The sequence below is a fragment of the Halalkalibacter oceani genome (assembly GCF_040544555.1).
GTDB lineage: Bacteria > Bacillota > Bacilli > Bacillales > Bacillaceae_D > Halalkalibacter > Halalkalibacter oceani.
In genome coordinates, this window is record NZ_JBEPKD010000003.1 from 110,277 (window position 1) to 128,411 (window position 18,135).

The 18,135-nt window shown below is 50.1% G+C and carries 19 protein-coding genes; 2 read left to right on the forward strand and 17 right to left on the reverse strand.

Annotation, left to right across the window (positions count from 1 at the left end):
- Window positions 1-2 precede the first annotated feature (2 nt).
- From ABMB67_RS05695 to smc, 3 genes are all read right to left on the reverse strand, one after another.
- The gene (locus tag ABMB67_RS05695) at window positions 3-332 is read right to left on the reverse strand and encodes a putative DNA-binding protein (protein WP_251221987.1); all 330 of its coding nucleotides are present in this window, start codon (window positions 330-332) and stop codon (window positions 3-5) included.
- 97 nt (window positions 333-429) lie between these two features.
- Entirely contained in the window at window positions 430-1,425 is a 996-nt protein-coding gene (gene ftsY, locus ABMB67_RS05700) for a signal recognition particle-docking protein FtsY (protein ID WP_354571368.1), read from the reverse strand.
- Between the two features lie 9 nt (window positions 1,426-1,434).
- Window positions 1,435-4,998, reverse strand: a complete 3,564-nt coding sequence (gene smc / locus ABMB67_RS05705) for a chromosome segregation protein SMC (protein WP_354571369.1) — start codon at window positions 4,996-4,998, stop codon at window positions 1,435-1,437.
- A 175-nt stretch (window positions 4,999-5,173) separates the two neighbouring features.
- On the opposite strand from smc, the gene ABMB67_RS05710 reads away from it, so the two are divergent.
- The gene (locus tag ABMB67_RS05710) at window positions 5,174-5,395 is read left to right on the forward strand and encodes a DUF1128 domain-containing protein (protein WP_251221984.1); all 222 of its coding nucleotides are present in this window, start codon (window positions 5,174-5,176) and stop codon (window positions 5,393-5,395) included.
- Here ABMB67_RS05710 and ABMB67_RS05715 read toward each other — a convergent pair.
- From ABMB67_RS05715 to ABMB67_RS05765, 11 genes are all read right to left on the reverse strand, one after another.
- Window positions 5,384-5,566: a hypothetical protein gene (locus tag ABMB67_RS05715; protein WP_354571370.1), complete on the reverse strand. Its 183-nt coding sequence runs from the start codon at window positions 5,564-5,566 to the stop codon at window positions 5,384-5,386. The two genes, ABMB67_RS05710 and ABMB67_RS05715, sit on opposite strands and share 12 nt — an antisense overlap.
- Window positions 5,567-5,575: 9 nt before the next feature.
- Window positions 5,576-6,298 (reverse strand): ribonuclease III, encoded by a 723-nt coding sequence (gene rnc / locus ABMB67_RS05720; protein ID WP_251222233.1) that lies wholly within the window; start codon window positions 6,296-6,298, stop codon window positions 5,576-5,578.
- A 165-nt stretch (window positions 6,299-6,463) separates the two neighbouring features.
- The gene (locus ABMB67_RS05725) at window positions 6,464-6,697 is read right to left on the reverse strand and encodes an acyl carrier protein (RefSeq protein WP_251192115.1); all 234 of its coding nucleotides are present in this window, start codon (window positions 6,695-6,697) and stop codon (window positions 6,464-6,466) included.
- 97 nt (window positions 6,698-6,794) lie between these two features.
- Entirely contained in the window at window positions 6,795-7,538 is a 744-nt protein-coding gene (gene fabG / locus ABMB67_RS05730) for a 3-oxoacyl-[acyl-carrier-protein] reductase (RefSeq protein WP_251221983.1), read from the reverse strand.
- Window positions 7,538-8,488: an ACP S-malonyltransferase gene (gene fabD / locus ABMB67_RS05735; RefSeq protein ID WP_354571371.1), complete on the reverse strand. Its 951-nt coding sequence runs from the start codon at window positions 8,486-8,488 to the stop codon at window positions 7,538-7,540. Before fabD ends, fabG begins: the two co-directional genes overlap by 1 nt.
- Window positions 8,488-9,492 carry a phosphate acyltransferase PlsX gene (gene plsX, locus ABMB67_RS05740; protein ID WP_354571372.1) on the reverse strand — a complete coding sequence of 335 codons (1,005 nt, stop codon included), beginning with the start codon at window positions 9,490-9,492 and terminating at the stop codon, window positions 8,488-8,490. Before plsX ends, fabD begins: the two co-directional genes overlap by 1 nt.
- Window positions 9,476-10,069 carry a transcription factor FapR gene (fapR, locus tag ABMB67_RS05745; protein ID WP_251221980.1) on the reverse strand — a complete coding sequence of 198 codons (594 nt, stop codon included), beginning with the start codon at window positions 10,067-10,069 and terminating at the stop codon, window positions 9,476-9,478. Before fapR ends, plsX begins: the two co-directional genes overlap by 17 nt.
- A gap of 155 nt (window positions 10,070-10,224) precedes the next feature.
- A complete protein-coding gene (gene recG, locus ABMB67_RS05750) occupies window positions 10,225-12,273 on the reverse strand; it encodes an ATP-dependent DNA helicase RecG (RefSeq protein WP_354571373.1) in 2,049 nt (682 codons plus the stop codon).
- A 142-nt stretch (window positions 12,274-12,415) separates the two neighbouring features.
- On the reverse strand, window positions 12,416-13,267 hold the full coding sequence (locus ABMB67_RS05755; RefSeq protein ID WP_251221978.1) for a DegV family protein: 852 nt from the start codon (window positions 13,265-13,267) through the stop codon (window positions 12,416-12,418).
- Between the two features lie 17 nt (window positions 13,268-13,284).
- Window positions 13,285-14,961, reverse strand: coding sequence for a DAK2 domain-containing protein (locus ABMB67_RS05760; protein WP_354571374.1), 1,677 nt, complete (start codon window positions 14,959-14,961; stop codon window positions 13,285-13,287).
- Window positions 14,962-14,983: 22 nt separating this feature from the next.
- Window positions 14,984-15,346, reverse strand: a complete 363-nt coding sequence (locus ABMB67_RS05765) for an Asp23/Gls24 family envelope stress response protein (protein WP_251192108.1) — start codon at window positions 15,344-15,346, stop codon at window positions 14,984-14,986.
- Between the two features lie 220 nt (window positions 15,347-15,566).
- Between ABMB67_RS05765 and rpmB the strand changes: the two genes are divergently transcribed.
- Window positions 15,567-15,755, forward strand: coding sequence for a 50S ribosomal protein L28 (gene rpmB / locus ABMB67_RS05770; protein WP_251192107.1), 189 nt, complete (start codon window positions 15,567-15,569; stop codon window positions 15,753-15,755).
- A 209-nt stretch (window positions 15,756-15,964) separates the two neighbouring features.
- Here rpmB and spoVM read toward each other — a convergent pair whose 3' ends face one another.
- The 3 genes from spoVM to rsgA form a co-directional block, all read right to left on the reverse strand.
- Complete coding sequence (gene spoVM / locus ABMB67_RS05775) at window positions 15,965-16,045, reverse strand: stage V sporulation protein SpoVM (RefSeq protein ID WP_010898652.1); 81 nt, start codon at window positions 16,043-16,045, stop codon at window positions 15,965-15,967.
- Between the two features lie 558 nt (window positions 16,046-16,603).
- A complete protein-coding gene (gene rpe / locus ABMB67_RS05780) occupies window positions 16,604-17,248 on the reverse strand; it encodes a ribulose-phosphate 3-epimerase (RefSeq protein WP_251221976.1) in 645 nt (214 codons plus the stop codon).
- Complete coding sequence (rsgA, locus tag ABMB67_RS05785) at window positions 17,245-18,132, reverse strand: ribosome small subunit-dependent GTPase A (protein ID WP_251221975.1); 888 nt, start codon at window positions 18,130-18,132, stop codon at window positions 17,245-17,247. Before rsgA ends, rpe begins: the two co-directional genes overlap by 4 nt.
- Window positions 18,133-18,135 lie beyond the last annotated feature (3 nt).

Sequence of the window (18,135 nt, forward strand, 5' to 3'; positions counted from 1 at the left end):
TCCTAGTCTAATTTCTCAAGAGAGTCAAGCATCGACATGATCTCTTCAGGAGTCGCATTGCTTTCGATTGCTTCCTTGATCTGAGTCAGCAGTTCGGTCCGCTGCTCGAATTTCGCCAGCAGCATCAGCTTTGCTTCATATTCCTCAAGCATCGCCTCTGTCCGCTTAATATTATCGTACACCGCCTGGCGGCTGACTTCAAATGCTTCAGCAATCTCGCCCAAGGAGAAATCATCAAGATAGTACAAGGACATGTATTTCCGCTGTTTTTGTGTTAGCAAGGATTGATAGAAATCATATAAAAGATTCATTCGGAGCGTCTTATCTAACACATCACCAACCCCTTGTTAAGTGATTTCCCTTTACGAGATATCATATTACAACATGCTCCGCCTAACTGTCAAGTTTTTTTCTTAACAAAGCAAAACGCTAGTCCTGCTCGGCCTGTTCCGCTTCCAAAATATCTTTAAACAGCCCGTAGACAAACTGTTCGGCCTGAAACGGCTGGAGATCATCCATCTTCTCACCGAGCCCGATAAACTTCACCGGAATGTCAAGCTCGTGGCGTATCGCCAGCACAATTCCGCCCTTCGCCGTCCCATCAAGCTTCGTTAAGACAATGCCCGATACTTCCGTCGTTTCACCGAACGTTTTCGCCTGCGACATTGCATTTTGTCCGGTTGTTGCGTCAAGCACAAGCAGCACTTCATGCGGTGCTCCCGGCACTTCTCTTTCGATGACACGCTTGACCTTCTCAAGCTCCTTCATCAAATTAACCTTATTTTGCAGTCTGCCCGCCGTATCGCAAACTAACACATCGACCTGGCGCGCCTTCGCGGCTTGCAACGCATCATACATCACCGCCGCCGGGTCTGAGCCGGACTGCTGCTTGATCACGTCTGCGCCAACACGCTCGCCCCATACTTCAAGCTGTTCGATCGCCCCGGCCCGGAACGTATCGCCCGCCGCAAGCATCACCGACTTGCCCTCCTGCTGCAAATAATGAGCGAGCTTGCCGATGCTCGTCGTCTTTCCGACTCCGTTCACGCCGACGACAAGGATCACCGTCATCCCATTTTCCTGCAGCGCAAGCGTCGTATCTTCTCCCTCTTTCTCAAGCAGCTCGGTCAGCTTCTCGGAAATGACCGGCTGAATATCAGCCGTATCCTTAATGTTGCGCAGACGAACCTCATCCTTTAACGTATCGATCAATTCCATCACCGTCGGCACGCCGACATCAGCGCTAATCAACAGCTCTTCAAGCTCTTCGAAAAAATCCTCATCGACTTTGCGGTAGCGGTAGACAAGCTCGTTCATTTTGCCGACAAAGGAATCTCTCGTCTTTTCAAGTCCGTTCTTAAACTTATCCGTTACTTCCGTCGTTTGCGTCGTAATTTTTTCCTTCAGTTTCTTAAAAAAGCTCATCTGCTTCACCTAGCTTTCGATTAATTCTTTCGTTTCTTCCAGTTTAACCGAGACGATGCGCGAGACACCAGACTCCTGCATTGTCACGCCGTATAAAACATCCGCTTCCTCCATCGTCCCTTTGCGATGCGTGATCACGATAAATTGCGTCTCTGAGCTGAAGCTTTTCAGAAAATGGGCGAAGCGGCTGACATTGGCCTCATCAAGCGCCGCTTCGACTTCATCAAGCACGCAAAACGGAACGGGACGGACGTACAAAATGGCAAATAGCAGGCCGATCGCCGTTAACGCCCGTTCACCGCCGGAAAGCAGGCCGAGACTCTGCATCTTCTTTCCTGGCGGCCGGGCGACGATATCGACGCCTGATTCAAGCAAATGATCCGGTTCCGTCAGCACCAAATCGGCCTCACCCCCGCCGAACAGCTGCTTGAATACCTTCTGAAAATGAGTGCGGATTTGCAAATACGTCTCATAAAAGCGCTTAGTCATTTCCTCATCCATTTCAGCGATCACATCGTGGAGCGTCTGCTTTGCTTCCATTAAGTCCTGACGCTGGCTGCTCAGAAAATCAAACCGTTCACGGACGCGTTCGTATTCGTCTATCGAGCCGAGATTGACAGTGCCAAGTTCGGCCAGCGCCAGCTTAATCAGCTTAACCTTCGTCCGCGCTTCCTCGGGATCAATCGTCAGCTGATAGTGCGCACGCGCCGCTTCAAACGACAGCTCGTACTCCTCTCGAAGCTGCTCGAGCCGATTGTCAAGCTCAACATCCATCCGGTTGACCTTCACTTCAATTTTCCGACAGTCGTCAGCAAGCAAGGCATGAGCATCCTGCTGCTTTTTCAGCGCCGCCTCGAGGTTGACATACGCCTGATCGAGCGAGGCCCGCTTTTCCTTCATCGCCGCAATCTGCTCCGTCAACTCGCCCTTTTTCCGGCGATAGGAGTCAATCTGCTCAGCAAGCCCGCTTTCTCCTTGGGAACGATCGGTCATTTCACCTGTGAGCAATTGCAGATGCTCTTCAAGCTCGGACACCTCTTTATCAAGCGCCGTTTGTTCTTTTTTCAGCCTCTGCTCCTGCTCTTTGACGGCGGCGAGTCGCTCTCTGGCGGTCGCCAAAGCAATTTTATCGGCGACAAGCTCCTCCTGCATCGTTTCTTTGGAATGACGCTCGGCAACCTGAAGCTCCTCAAGCTCCTTCACTTTCCGCTCAAGCGCTTCCGCCTCGCTGACAGCCGTCTCATAGCGTTGATCCAATTCCTGCTGCTTCGCTTTAATCCGTTCGACTTCATCGGTAAATGTCGCTTGTTCGCGGTCAAAGCGGGAGAATTGGTCGTGTGAGCGCTCAAGCTCCTTTTCGAGCTGCTGAACGGCCGTCTTCGCCTCCTGCAGCGCGTAGCGCGCCTCCTCACCCTGCTGCCGAAGCTGCTCAAGCTCCTGCTCAAGCTGCTTCATTGTCTCTTTATCCTGCCGGACCTCCTGCTCAAGCTGAACCGTCATCTTCGTCAGCTTATCCAGCTTTTGCTTCAGCTCCTCAAGCTCGCGTTTTCTTCCTAATAACGGACTTTGCTTTTGCTTGAGCGCCCCGCCTGTCATCGAGCCCCCCGGATTGACGACATCGCCTTCAAGTGAGACGACGCGAAAGCGGTGACCCGTTAAAGCGGCAAGCTGATTGGCTCCCGGCAAATCACGGGCAATCAGCACGTGACCGAGCAAATTGGACAAAACAGACTCATATGTCCGCTCATAGTTTACTAACGAAGCGGCGACGCCGATAAAGGCCGGATGACCTTCTACCTGCTGTAGGGTGGAAGCTGGAATATGGCGCGGCTTGATGACCGGCAATGGCAAAAAAGTCGCCCGGCCGCTGCGATTTTGCTTCAAAAATTGAATCGCCTTGCGCGCATCGGCTTCCGATCGTGTTACGACATGCTGCGAAGCCCCTCCTAATGCGATTTCAATCGCGGTCTCATATTCCTTCGGCACCTCAATCAGCTCGGCTACCGCGCCGACAACACCGGACAGCTTCCCGCGCGCCTTGAGGACTTCCTTTACCCCCTGGAAGAAGCCGGAAAAATCAGCCTCCATTTCCGTCAGCACATCGGCTCGTGACTGCAGCCGCTGAACCATTTGATAGCCTTCATAAAGCTTCGTTTCCTGCTTATGGTATCTGTCCTTTACCGTTTCATATTCGCGCTGCTTCCTGCGGTACGCTTCACCGGCCTGCTCCAGCGCCGCTGTGCGCGCTGCGGCCTGCTCGGTCGCCGCCGCCAGCTGCTCTGCCAGCTTTTCCCGCTCCGCGACAAGACCTTCATTCTCCTGCAATAAGCGCTCCTGCTTAACCTGCTGCTGACGAAGCTGCTCCTCAAGATAACGCTTTTCGTTGCGGATGCTCGCCTGCTCATTCAGCACTTCGATGTAATCGGCTTTGTGCTGCTCCATTTCTTCCTCGCTCGTCGCGTCGAACTTTGCCAGCAGCTGCTCTTTGCTCGTCACTGTCTGTTCAAGCTCCTTAACGCGCGCTGTTACCTGCCTCAGCTGCTCCGCTTCCTGCCGCCAGCTGGCTTCTACCGCTTTCAGCTGGGCTTCTTTTTCCTGGCAGGCCTCTTCAAGCTGCTTCTTGTTTTGCGAGGCATGCTTTTTCCGCTCATCGAGCAGCTGACGCATTCCTTCCTTTTTCTCAAGATCCTCGCTTGTGACGAGCAGTTCCTCCTGCGCGCTTTGATAGCGTTCGTTCAACGCTTCCGTTTCTTCCCGTAAAGAAAGCCGTTCTTCTTCAAGAGCGGCAAGCCGCTCTTGATGCTCTTCATAGCTGCTTCTAAGTTGGCCGAGCTTCTCCTTTTCTTCCTCCCATTGACCGTGCAGCTCATGAATTTCATGGACGAGCAGCGCGATTTCCACCTCTTTCAGTTCTTCGCGCTTATGTAAATAATCCTTGGCAATCGACGCCTGAATTTGCAACGGCTCGACCTGACCCTCAAGCTCGTGCAAAATATCTTCGACTCTCCATAGGTTTTCCTGTGTTTCCGCGAGACGCTTTTCAGCTTTTTCTTTTCGCGTTTTGTATTTGAGCACTCCGGCCGCTTCCTCAAAAATGACCCGGCGGTCGGTCGGCTTGCTGCTTAAAATTTCCTCAACTTTTCCCTGTCCGATAATCGAATAGGCTTCACGGCCGAGACCGGAATCTAAAAACAGGTCGACGATATCTTTTAAGCGGCATGCTTGCTTATTAATAAAATATTCACTATCACCCGAGCGATAGACACGGCGCGTTACACTGACCTCGCTGTAATCAATCGCCAGATGCTGGTCTTCATTATCCAATACGAGACTGACCTCAGCATAATTCAGCGGCTTCCGGCTGTCACTGCCGGCAAAAATGATATCTTCCATTTTGCTTCCGCGCAATGATTTGGCGGATTGCTCACCAAGCACCCAACGGATGCTGTCCGAAATATTGCTTTTTCCGCTGCCGTTTGGTCCGACTACCGCCGTGACCCCTGAGACAAACTCAATATTAACCTGTTCAGCAAATGATTTAAATCCTGCAACTTCCAGTCGCTTGAGGAACATCTTTTTTCCCCCTAACTTCAATTAACAACTTTACTATTTTATCATATCAAACGCTTTGTTCCTATTCGTCATTTGAAATGGGTCTGCCGCTCGGAATCCCGGCAAAATGCAGCTTCGACATTACTTCTCCTCTATGATACGATAGGAGAAATGGGAAGCAAAGAGGAGTGAAGAAATGGATTTATCGAAACAATCACGTGAAAATATTGAATTTATGCTTGAAGAAATGAAAAACAAGCTGCAAATCGTCAATGCCGGCGCGCTGAATGCCAAAAGCTTTGACACGGATCAATATGAGGATCTTCGCGATATTTATGAATTAGTGGAGAAAAAACAATCGTTTTCTGTCAGTGAACTTGACGCGATCGTTTCCGAACTGGGCCGCTTACGCAAATAAAGACTTGTCCCAAAAGGTCAGCGTTTCCCTTTGAGACAAGTCCGAAGCAGCGAGTCTGCGCAGCATTTTCAAGGCTGGAAAGGAAACGGGCTTCTTTCCTTCCAGCCCGGCGCAGGACAGCGTCGCCACTCTGTTCTCGATTTTGTACATCTTTCCCCGGTACCGGGCCATCCCCGCTCTTTATTTCGGCTTTCCCTGTTCGCTCAGCTTCATCAGCGCCTGCTGCGCGGCGTGCTGCTCAGCTTCTTTTTTCGAGCGTCCGGTGCCGACTCCAAGCCCGACTTCGTTTAACTGAACCTCAGAGACAAACTCGCGATTATGCGCAGGTCCCCGCTCTTGCACAATCAAATATTTGATTTGACCTAAATTATCCCGTTGAATGTATTCTTGCAGCTGACTTTTAAAATCCATCATATGCGAAAAAGCACCATCATTTATCTGTGGATACATCGTTTTATCAAGAAATTGATAAACAGCCTCAAGGCCCTGATCCAGATAGAGCGCGCCGACAAATGCCTCAAACACATCGGCAAGCAAAGCAGGCCGTTCCCGTCCCCCGGTCATCTCTTCCCCTTTTCCAAGCAGAACAGCTTTTCCAAATTCCAGCTCTTCGGCAAATTTGGCGAGAGACGGCTCACAGACGATTGAAGCGCGCAGCTTCGTCATATCCCCTTCGCTCATCGTATTAAATTTCTTAAATAAAAATTGGGAAACAGCGAGCTCAAGAACGGCGTCCCCGAGAAATTCCAGGCGCTCGTTATCTTGAAACGAATAAATACGGTGCTCATTCACATAGGATGAATGGGTGAAAGCCTGGGTCAACAGCTTTCTATTCTCAAAAGTCAGCTCCATTCGTTCTTGCAGCTTAACAAATTGTTGCTTCTGATCCTCGGTCAAAACCATCTTTCTCGGTCCACGTCTACGCTCATTTGATTGATAGACTCTTGGTTTCCGCTGATACTTTGAAGATTGTGGCATGATAACCTCCAACATCATAATAGAGATGAAAAACATGTAAGGAAGGATATCTCCATCACCTTGAAGGGCCAGGAGATATCCTCTTAATCGTTACTGACGGCTGTTTATGTAATTAACGACATCAGCAACCGTAGAGATCTTCTCAGCCTCTTCATCAGAGATTTCTAAATCAAACTCGTCTTCAAGCTCCATGACTAGCTCAACGACATCCAATGAATCTGCTCCTAAATCATCTTTAAACGATGCCTCTTCTGTTACTTCTGCTTCTTCGACACCAAGACGATCAACAACGATTTTTTTGACACGTGATAATGTATCTGCCATATTCCGTTCACCTCCTCTCAAGGGTTGATGAAAGCTAGGAGAATTTTACCGATGAACGTCTCATCTGTCAAGCCTTCTCCTTGTCCTTTCGTGCTGCTTACGGCATGACCATCCCGCCATCGACATGCAACGTCTGCCCGGTCATATAATCGGCATCCGCGCTCGCCAGGAAACGGACGACATTGGCAATATGCTCAGGACGGCCAAGCGTTGCGAGCGGAATTTGCCCAAGCAGCTGGGCTTTTGTCTCTTCACCAAGCTCATCGGTCATATCCGTCTCGATAAACCCGGGAGCCACAGCATTGACATGAATATTGCGGTTTGCCAGCTCACGCGCCAGCGTTTTCGTCAAGCCGATCACCCCGGCCTTCGCCGCCACATAGTTCGCCTGTCCGGCGTTTCCGAGCACACCGACGACGGAAGCGACATTGATAATCCGCCCATAGCGCTGCTTCATCATCTGTCTTGTGACAGCTTTCGCACAATTGAACACACCTTTTAAATTCGTATCAATGACGTCGTCCCATTCTTCTTCCTTCATTCTCATGACGAGATTATCGCGGGTAATCCCGGCATTGTTGACGAGGATATCAACCCGGCCGAATGCCGCGATCGCTTCCTTGACCATATTCGTCACCTGCTCACTGTCAGCGACATTAGCCTGAATGGCGAGTGCGTCAACACCAAGTTCCTTCGCGGCGGCAACGACTTCTTCTGCGCGCGCCTGATTCCCGGCGTAGTTAATGACGACATTGGCGCCATTGCGGGCTAACTCCAATGCGGTCGCTTTTCCAATTCCACGGGAAGCCCCGGTAACAATCGCGGTTTGTCCTTGCAGCATTATTCGTCCGCCCCCTCTGTTACTTCCTTTACTTTGGCAATTCCTTCACGGTTGCTGACGGCTACCGCCTTGGCTCTTCTTTCCACCTTCCGCACTAATCCGGTTAAGACGTTTCCTGAGCCAACTTCAACAAATGTATCGACGCCGTGCGCCAATAAAGTCCGGATCGTTTCCTCCCAACGGACCGGAGAATACACCTGCTCTATTAAATTTTGACGTATTTCCGAAGAATCCTGCACGGCGCGGGCACTAACATTGGCAACAACCGGAATGTTGGCGTTGCTGATTTCCAGCTCGTCGAGCACTCCTTCAAGCTTAGCCGCTGCCGGCTTCATTAACGACGAATGAAATGGTCCGCTGACCTGAAGCGGAATGACGCGCTTCGCCCCCGCTTCCTTTGCTTTCGCACCCGCTAATTCGACTCCTTCCGCCGAGCCGGAAATCACGATTTGTCCAGGGCAATTCAAATTCGCCAGCTCAGCCGTTTGTCCGCTTTCCACGGAAGCCGCAGTACAAATATCCTGCAAAGCTGATTGCTCCATGCCAAGAATGGCCGCCATCGCTCCTTCGCCAAACGGGACAGCCTCTTCCATAAACAAACCGCGATGATGAACCGCATAGACGGCATCCTCGAATGACATCGCGCATGCAGCCACGAGGGCGCTGTACTCTCCCAGACTGTGACCGGCTACATAATCCGGACGAATGCCTTCCTCTTCAAGCAGCCGCAAGACCGCCGTACTCATCGTCACGAGCGCCGGCTGAGTATTTTCTGTGCGTCTCAGCGTCTCCTCCGGACCTTCCAGCATGATGCTTGATAATGAATACCCGAGCCGGCTGTCAGCGCGCTGAAAAATGTCCCGACTGCTCGTTTCTGTTTCCAGTAAGTCCTGTCCCATTCCGACGGCCTGTGAACCCTGCCCCGGAAATAAAAAGGCGATTTTCCCCATCATACTCTCTCCTGTTCTTGTCCTAATTTTGCTACTTCGTTTTTCATAATAGTCACGACCTGCTGCTCAACCATTTCCTTCGCCTGACGAATCGCATGAAACACCGCCGTGCGGTCAGACGAGCCGTGCGCTTTAATAACCGGAGCCTTTAAACCGTATAGCCCTGCTCCGCCATACTCTGAATAACTGAGCTGCTGATGAATATTTTTAAAGCTGGCGCGCAGCACACCGGCCGCCATTTTATTAAACAGCGAGCTTGTTAATTCTTTTTTCAGCAACGTGAATAAGGTACCTGCCGTTCCTTCGATTGTTTTTAAGACGAGGTTGCCGGCAAAGCCGTCACAGACAACGACATCGGCGACCCCATTCAGCAGCTCCCGCGCCTCAACATTGCCGACAAAATGAAAATCAGCCGCTTCAAGCAGCGGAAATGCTTCCTTCGTCAGCTCATTTCCTTTGCCATTTTCCGTTCCTACATTTAATAAACCGATCCGCGGCTGCTTGATCCCCCGTACCATTTGTAAATAGGTATGACCCATGGCGGCATATTGCAGCAAATGCTCAGGCTTCGCATCCATATTCGCCCCGACATCAAGCAGCAGAAAACCTTGTCCGTCAATCGTCGGCAGCATTGGTGCCAGTCCCGGCCGATCAATGCCGTTAATTCTGCCGATATGCAGGAGGCCGGCGGTCATCAAAGCCCCGGTATTGCCGGAGGAAATCACCGCATCAGCCCGCCCTTCTTTCACCTCGCGCACCGCCAGCACCATCGAGGAATCCTTTTTGCGGCGGACGGCGGTCGTTGGCTGATCCGTGTCTTCAATCTTTTCTTTCGTATGTAAAATGCTGATCCGCGTCTCATCATTGACGTGCTTCTTAATCTCCTCTTCGTCACCGACTAACACAATTTCTAATTCAGGAAAAGCTTTGATAGCATCCTGACTTGCTTCGATCTGGACCTTCGGAGCATGGTCACCGCCCATGGCGTCAATCGCGATTTTCATTCTGTCTCTCTCCTTTTTTGCTCTTTTCATTCGTGCGATACATCACGAACTCCCCAGAGAAAACAAGCTCTTGTTCTACATAGCTTTTGACTTCAACTGTCGTAAAGCCCGAATCACTGCCGCGCACCTGCGCTTTAGCGACTACTCTTTCACCGGCCTGGACTTGTCTTGTGAAACGAATCGTTGCTTTGGCCGTCAATGCCAATTCGTCGTTTATAATCGCGACTGCAAGAGAATTGGCCTGGGCAAATAAATGATGGCCTCTAGCAATTCCACTACGGGAGAAAACATGTTCACTCTTTACATCTAAAATCGAAATCGCTCTTTTGTCCAACTGGAGGTCCACAATTTCCCCAATCACTTCATCCGGGGAAAGCGCCTTAACGTCATCAAGCTGCTGCTTGGCGACATCCTTGATTCGCTCTCTCAATTCGGGGATGGCCAGTTCCATCCGATCAAGACGAATCGTCTGGATGCTGACCGCAAATTGCTCGGCCAGCGCTTCATCTGTCATAAACGGGTTCGACTCAAGCGTTTTCTTTAATAATCCTTGACGTTCCTTCTTTTTTCGTTTCACGGCATGCACCATCCACTTATTATATGACTAGGTACTAAGAGTAGTATATAGTTGCTTGGCAATCTTTTCAAGAGCGGGCTCGGGCAAAAGCGGCTTTTTCCGCTTTTCTTGCCGTCTTTGACGGCCTTGCCCTTTTTTACACGAAACAGTCTCTCTTAATCTAGCTTTTCCCCGTCGAACACGCCCTGCTCCTCTAAATAATGACGCAAGCCGGCAAAGCGTTCTTCCGTCCAAAACTGCGGCGAGTCAAGCAACGCCCTGGCATCCTGTCGCGCCACTTCAAGCGCGCGATAATCATGAACGACATCAGCCACTTTGAAATCAGGAAGCCCGCTCTGCTTTGCGCCAAAAAAGTCCCCCGGCCCGCGCAATTCAAGATCGCGCTCGGACAGGACAAAACCATCGTTTGTCTCCGTCATGATCCTCATCCGCTCCTTGCCGACCTCTGATTTTGGATCAGCGAGAAGAATGCAGTAGGACTGTTGATCACCGCGACCGACACGGCCGCGAAGCTGATGAAGCTGGGCCAGCCCGAATCGCTCCGCATCATAAATGACCATCACGGTCGCATTCGGCACATTAACCCCTACTTCGACGACCGTCGTCGAGACGAGAATCTGGACGTCATTTTTGCTAAACGCCTCCATCACTGTTTCTTTCTCGTCCGCAGACAACCGACCGTGCATCAGGCCGACCTCACATCTATCCTGAAAGTATTGCTGAAGCAGATGGTACACATCAATCGCGTTTTGCACATCAATTTTATCCGATTCCTCGATCAACGGGCAGATGACGTACGCCTGCCGGCCGGCTTCGATCTCTTTGGCAATAAACTCCAGCACTCGCTCCAGCATATCAGGCTTAGCCCAATAGGTTTCAATCACTTTCCTTCCTGCCGGCATCTCGTCGATGATCGAAACATCCATATCGCCGAAGACGGAAATGGCCAATGTCCGCGGAATCGGTGTCGCCGTCATAAACAGCACATCGGGATTTTCCCCTTTGTTGCGCAGAATCCGGCGCTGCTCAACCCCGAAACGATGCTGCTCGTCGGTGATGACAAGCCCGAGATTATGAAAGCGGACATCCTCCTGTATAAGCGCATGGGTGCCCACGATCACCTCGACCTCTCCCGCTTCAATTGCCGCCTGCCGTTCCCGACGCTTTTTCCCTTTGACAGAGCCGGCTAAAAGCTCTACGCGAATGCCGAGCGGCTCAAACAGAGCTTTCATTGAGCCGACGTGCTGCTCTGCCAGAATTTCGGTCGGAACCATCAGGGCTGCCTGATAGCCGGCTTCGATGACAGCATACATACAAATTGCCGCGACGACGGTTTTCCCCGAGCCGACATCCCCCTGTAAAAGGCGATTCATCCGATACGGAGAAGCCAGGTCGGCCAGAACTTCATCGACAGCTTTTTGCTGGGCATTCGTCAGCGGAAACGGCAGCTGACGGATAAAGGAGTTGACCTTCTCAGTCGCGACGACAATTTCCCGGCCCTCTCCCTGTTCACGATTCGCTTTTTTAAACGCCTGCATTTTCAGCTGGAAGCATAGAAACTCCTCATAGACCATTCGGCGACGCCCGTGCTTCATCGCCTCGGCATCATCGGGAAAATGCAGTGCCTTTACCGCGTCAGCCTTCGGCGGCAGCTTATAGGCATTGCGCTGTTCAGCCGGTATCAGCTCCGGTAAATAGCTGCCAAATTGAACGAGCGCTTGCTTGATGTACTTGCGAATCGCCTTCGTCGTCAAGCTGCCGGACACGGAATAAATCGGCATAATCGTTTCATCCCGTTCGACCTTTCCTTGACGCAGCTCGCTTCCGGCAATTGTCATTCGGTGCTGATCCCATTTCCCTGTAACGGTCACTTCTTCTCCCGGACGAATTTGATTTTTTAAAAAAGCCCGATTAAAAAAGGCAACAGTGACAAGCACCTGATTGACGAGGAGACGGAAGGTCAGCCGGTTTTTCTTTTTCCCATAATAGCGGACGGACGGTTCACTCTGCACGCGTCCGACGACGGTAACCCGCTCCTCGTGCTTCACTTCATGAATCTCTTTATGCTTGTAGTCCTCGTAGCGAAAAGGAAAATGATGTAGAAGGTCTTCCACCGTATAAATCCGGAGCCCTTCCAGCAGTTTAGCCGTCTCCTCGCCAATGCCTTTCACCGCCGTCACAGGCTGTTTGATGATTTCATTCATTTTTTCTAAGCGACAACGAGCTTTTTTGAAAAAAAGCTGCCAAAAGTCGCCACCCTCCTTTCCTCGCGCAAATGCCCGCCAACTAAAAAAGCCAGAAGCGAGGCTATGGTGTCGCTTCTGGCTTTGCACAATTTCAAGGCGGCTAAGCTTTTGTCATCGAAATGGCAATCGTACCCGGGCCGACATGTGCGCCAATCACTGCCCCGATCACAGTCGTAACCGTTGATTCAACCTGAAACTCCTGCTTCAGCTTTTCTTCCATCTCGTTCGCGAGCGACGGATTGATCGCATGAGAAATCCCGAGATGAACCGGAGCTGAGCCGTACTTGTCTTTCAATAGTTCAATTAGCCGGCTTACTGCTTTCTTTTGGCCCCGCGCCTTCTCAGACGAATAGACCTCCCCTTCAGCAGTCAGCGAGAGAATCGGTTTGATTTTCAGCATCGAGCCAAGCAGAGCTGACGCCTTGCCGATCCGACCGTTCTTTTGCAAATAGTCCAACGTATCAACAAGAAACAAGACGGTTGTATCTTCGAGCAGCTGCTCGAGCCTCGCCAAACATTCTTCCTTCGTTTTCCCCGCCTTGACCATCTTTGCTATTTCGACGACGATAATGCCAATCGCGTAAGACGCTTTCTTCGAATCAACAACGGTGATCGCCTGCTCTGCTTCCATTGACTGCGCCGCGATCGTTGCCGCCTGGTACGTTCCGCTAAGCTTTGAGGATAAGTGGATCGACAAAATGTCGGTATTGTCCTCAAGCAAAGAACGGTACACTTCCTCAAATTGATAAGGAGTCGGCTGGGACGTGGAAGGAATAACCTGCAGCTGTCCGACCTTGTTATAAAACTGTTCCGCTGATAGATCGACGCCATCCTGATACGTTTCCTCTTCGGAAAAAATAACATTTAACGGAACGACCGTAATGTTGAGCTCTTCAGCGAGCTCTTGCGGAATATCCGCCGTACTATCTGTCACAATCGTTACTTTTGCCATCCTTTTTCCTCCTCCTTTCACTCTACTGAGACAATATAGGAGTATAGCGGCTGGTCGCCGACATGGGCATCAACTTCGAGCTCCGGATAAAGCTCCTCCAAATAAGCAACAAGCTCCTCCGTTTGTGCCGAAGTAGCGTCTTCTCCCTGAAGCAGCGTGACGATCTCACTTTCGTCTGTAATCATTTTCGTCAAAAGCTCCTTCGTGACGTCAAGCATGTCCGCGCCGGAGCTGACAATTTTCTTCTCGATGATTCCCATAAAATCATCCTTTTTGATTGTGACGCCGTCAATCGCTGTATCGCGGACGGCAAAGGTCACTTGTCCCGACGTGACAACGGACATCGCTTCCTCCATATTCGCCGCGTTTTCTTTTAGCCCTTGGGCCGGGTTAAAGGCAAGCAACGCCGACAGCCCTTGCGGAACCGTCTTGGAAGCGACGACGACCGCATTGACAGTAGCGACTTCAGCAGCCTGTTCAGCAGCCATCACGATGTTTCCATTGTTCGGCAGGATGATAACGTTTTCGGCATGAACCTCTTCAATCGCCTTTACAATATCCTCCGTGCTCGGATTCATTGTTTGTCCACCGGAAATGACGACGCCGGCTCCAAGCCCTTTGAATAATTTCGCCACTCCTTCGCCCATCGATACGGTGACGATGCCGAATTCACTTTTTTCCCGTTGCGGCTCGGGCTCCGTTCCATATACAGCCTTTGTTTCATCAAGCAGATGGGTGTGCTGCTCACGCATATTTTCAATCTTAATATTGATCAGTTCCCCGAAGCGCTGCGCTTTTGTTACTACTTCCCTAGGCTGCTCAGCATGAATATGGACCTTCAGCAAATTTTCGTCTGAGACGACGAGCAGGGAATCTCCGAGCATGCTTAGCTCCTGGCGAAAGGCACCCTCATCAAATGGCGAGCCGGACAGCTTTTCCTCGTCAAAGCGAACCATCACCTCGGTACAGAAGCCAAATTCAATATCCTCAGTGGCGATATGGCTTTGCGCATGATGATGCTCGACCTTGACCAAATCCTCCATCGAAGGCGCTTCGATTATTTCATCTGAGAGCTTCTCTCCCGTCAGCACGGCGAGAAAGCCTTCATAAATATAAACGAGTCCTTGTCCGCCCGAGTCAACGACTCCGACCTCTTTTAACACCGGGAGCAGGTCTGGTGTCCGTTGAAGCGACGCTTTCGCTTCCTTTACCGTTTCGGAGGCGACTTCCACTAGCGTCGAATCTTTGTGCGCGACTTTCTTCGCCTGCCTCGCCGCATCCTTCGCCACGGTCAAAATGGTCCCTTCAACAGGCTTCATCACCGCTTTATAAGCTGTCTCCACTCCGTTTTCCAACGCTTTTGCAAAATCGATTGCTGTAATCTGCTTCTTCCCTTCTATTTGTTTGGAGAAGCCACGGAAGAGCTGGGATAAAATCACGCCGGAATTTCCTCTTGCTCCCATCAGCAGTCCCTTTGCAAAAGCAGCAGCTACCTTGCTCGCGTCTTCCTGAACATGCTGCTTCACTTCCTTCACTCCTGATGTAATCGAGAGGTTCATATTAGTTCCTGTGTCCCCGTCAGGTACCGGAAACACGTTTAATGAGTCAACGACCTTTACATGCCTTGACAGATTGGATGCTCCCTCAATAAACATTTGAGCGAGCATCTTTCCTTCTAATTGTGTTATTGCCACGAATAGTTCCTCCTCACTGCCACTACGGATTCGTGACGCGGACTCCTTGAACGAAGATGTTCACGGAATCAACATCAAGCCCTAACATTTGTTCTAACTGGTACTTCACTTTTGTTTGAACGTTATAAGCCACTTCAGAAATTTTCGTCCCATAGCTTACGATAATGTACATATCGATATGAATCTCGTCGTCTTCTTCCCGAATCACGACACCACGACGAAAGTTTTCCTTCCCTAATAAATCTGTAATGCCATCTTTAATTTGTTTTTGTGAAGCCATTCCAATAATACCATAGCAGTCAATTGCCGCTCCGCCTGCAATCGTGGCAACGACGTCTCGTGAAACATCGACAAGACCAAGCTGGGTTCTCATTTCAATTGCCATTTCAATTCCTCCTTCAATAGCACAAACTGCATGCGTTATCGCCATTTTACTATAACATATCTTAATTTAAAAGCGGTTTCCCATCATTCCACTGTCAAGCCAGTTTACTTGATAAACTTTCCTTAAGGCTCTTGCAATCTCCGGGGTGCTATGCTACTATATCTAAGTATGATTTCGAGAGTGGATCGTATTGGACTGTCGGATAAGGAGGTGCATCGAATTGGCACGTAAATGTTACATTACAGGTAAACAAGCTCGCAGCGGCAACAAGCGTTCACACGCACTGAATAAAACAAAACGCCGTTGGGGTGCTAACGTTCAAAAAGTACGCATTTTAGTTGACGGAAAGCCAAAGCGTGTTTATGTATCTACACGCGCACTTAAATCAGGTAAAGTAGAACGCGTTTAATCCGGGCCTGTCTTAAAAGGCCGTTTTCTTTTTAAGACTGCCCAATCTGCTATTACTATGTGCCGCAGTGACTCCGTTCATTGCTTAGAGGGTGGCCTAAAAGCTTTTTCGCTTTTAGGCCACCCTCTTTTTCACCTGTGCTTCGGGGTGTGGCAAAAGGTGTCGCACTCTACCTCTGACACACCCCCTGTTGAGCCATGAATGCTCCATTACCCCTTTTTGAATGAATTCAATACCGCTCTGACAACTCCACCCAGAAATTTAGGCAGCTTGATCGTGTAGAATTTCATAGCTCCTCCTCCTCAACGTGAATAGCCCGGAGAATCGTTTACATGACTCACGACCAGAGGGCTTCATGTGGCTACATACTCACTCTCATCAACTTATTAATGAAGGATAATGATTAGTGCTCTTTTTAACTAATATATGCAAACCTGATAAACTATTCCTCTTTTTTCATTGTTTCGCTGCACTTCATCATATTTGCGTCCATCATCCTTGTCTTCTTATCCTTATGTTATGCCTTCCTCCTCAATATATGTCAGAAGAATACGGCGTGTGCACGGTGGGCGTATGTTTCATGAAAAGATTGAACGAGGCTTGTTTCCAAAGGGTGCTAGGGAGATCCGCCCCTCCTGAAATAGACTTCCTTTCCACGGGAAGCTGGTGAGCCTTTTCTTGGAGTCTTCGTCTACTTCTTCCTTCCCTTCTACGAAAAAAAAGCAGTACAAACCAAGGCGATGGTTTGTACTGCTAATGCTTGCTAGTCACGTTCGAGGATTTTTCAAATCTATTCTTTTAGAGCCGGTCGGGCCGAAAGAGAAAGACTTCCTTTTCATACTCTGTCCCTATCCGCGAATCTCGGCAATGGCCGCGGCGCGGTCCTGTTTGTTATAAATCGCCGATCCGGCGACCAATACATTAGCGCCGGCAGCGATACAGCGCTTGGCTGTTTCCTGGTTAACACCGCCGTCTACTTCAATTTCGACATCCAGTCCCTGCTCGTTGACGAGCGTGGCGACCTGCTCAATTTTCGGCAGGACTGATTCAATAAAGCTTTGTCCGCCAAAGCCCGGATTGACCGTCATTAACAGCACTAAATCGAGATCGGCCAAAATTGGTTCAATCATCGTCACAGGAGTAGCCGGATTTAAGACAACCCCCGCCTTTTTCCCCTGCTCTTTAATCAGGTGAACCGTCCGGTGCAGATGAGGACACGCTTCGGCATGCACAGAAATAATATCCGCTCCCGCCTTGGCAAACTGCGGAATATACAGATCAGGATTTTCAATCATTAAATGAACATCAAGCGGAAGCGAGGTAACGGGCCGGAGCGCGTCAACGATTAACGGGCCGATCGTAATATTCGGTACGAAATGTCCGTCCATCACATCAACATGGATGTAATCGGCACCTCCTTGTTCAACTTCCTTTACTTCTTGCCCCAATTTTGCAAAATTGGCTGAAAGAATCGAGGGGGCAATCTTTATCATGAATCATACCTCCGTTTTTGATTTTTAATTTCGTTTAAAAACAACTGATAATGCTTATATCTTGATTCCTCAATCTCTCCTGCCTCTACCGCTTCTTTCACCGCGCAGCCCGGCTCGGCGATGTGCGTGCACCCTCTAAATTTGCAGGCCGAGGCGCGCTCCTCCATTTCCGGAAAGCAGGCCGATAAATCCTGAACCTCCATCCCGATAAAATCAAGCGAGCTAAATCCGGGTGTGTCAGCGACGAGTCCTTCACCGATTGAAAGCAGCTCGACATGCCTGGTCGTATGCTTTCCGCGGCCGAGATGAGTCGAGATATGATTCGTTTCAATATTCAGCTCCGGCTGAAGCGTGTTCAGCAAGGAAGATTTGCCGACGCCGGATTGCCCGGCGACGACACTTACCTTATTGGCGATATGCGGCAAAAGGTCTTCCATTTCATTCATCTCCACCGTCGAAGACAGCAGGACAGGATAGCCGATTTTCTCATAGCGCTTCTTTTCCTGCTCCATCTTCTCCTGCAGGACCGCATCGGCTAAATCCATCTTGCTAATGACGATTAACGGCTCGATCCGGTTGACTTCAATATGAACGAGAAAGCGGTCCAGCAGTAGCGGACTGAAGTCGGGCTCAATCGCCGAGAAGACAAGAATGGCCTGATCAACATTCGCGATAGGCGGCCGTATGAGCTCATTTTTTCGCGGAAACACGTCAAGAATATAGCCGTCGGTCCGGTTTTCTGCTTCAAATTCGACCTCATCTCCAACAAGTGGTTTAATTTGCCGCTTCCGGAAATTGCCCCGTCCCCGGCATTGAAACAGCCCTTCCTCATTTCGAACATAATAAAATCCGCTTAATGCTTTCACAATCATTCCTTTTGCCACTGA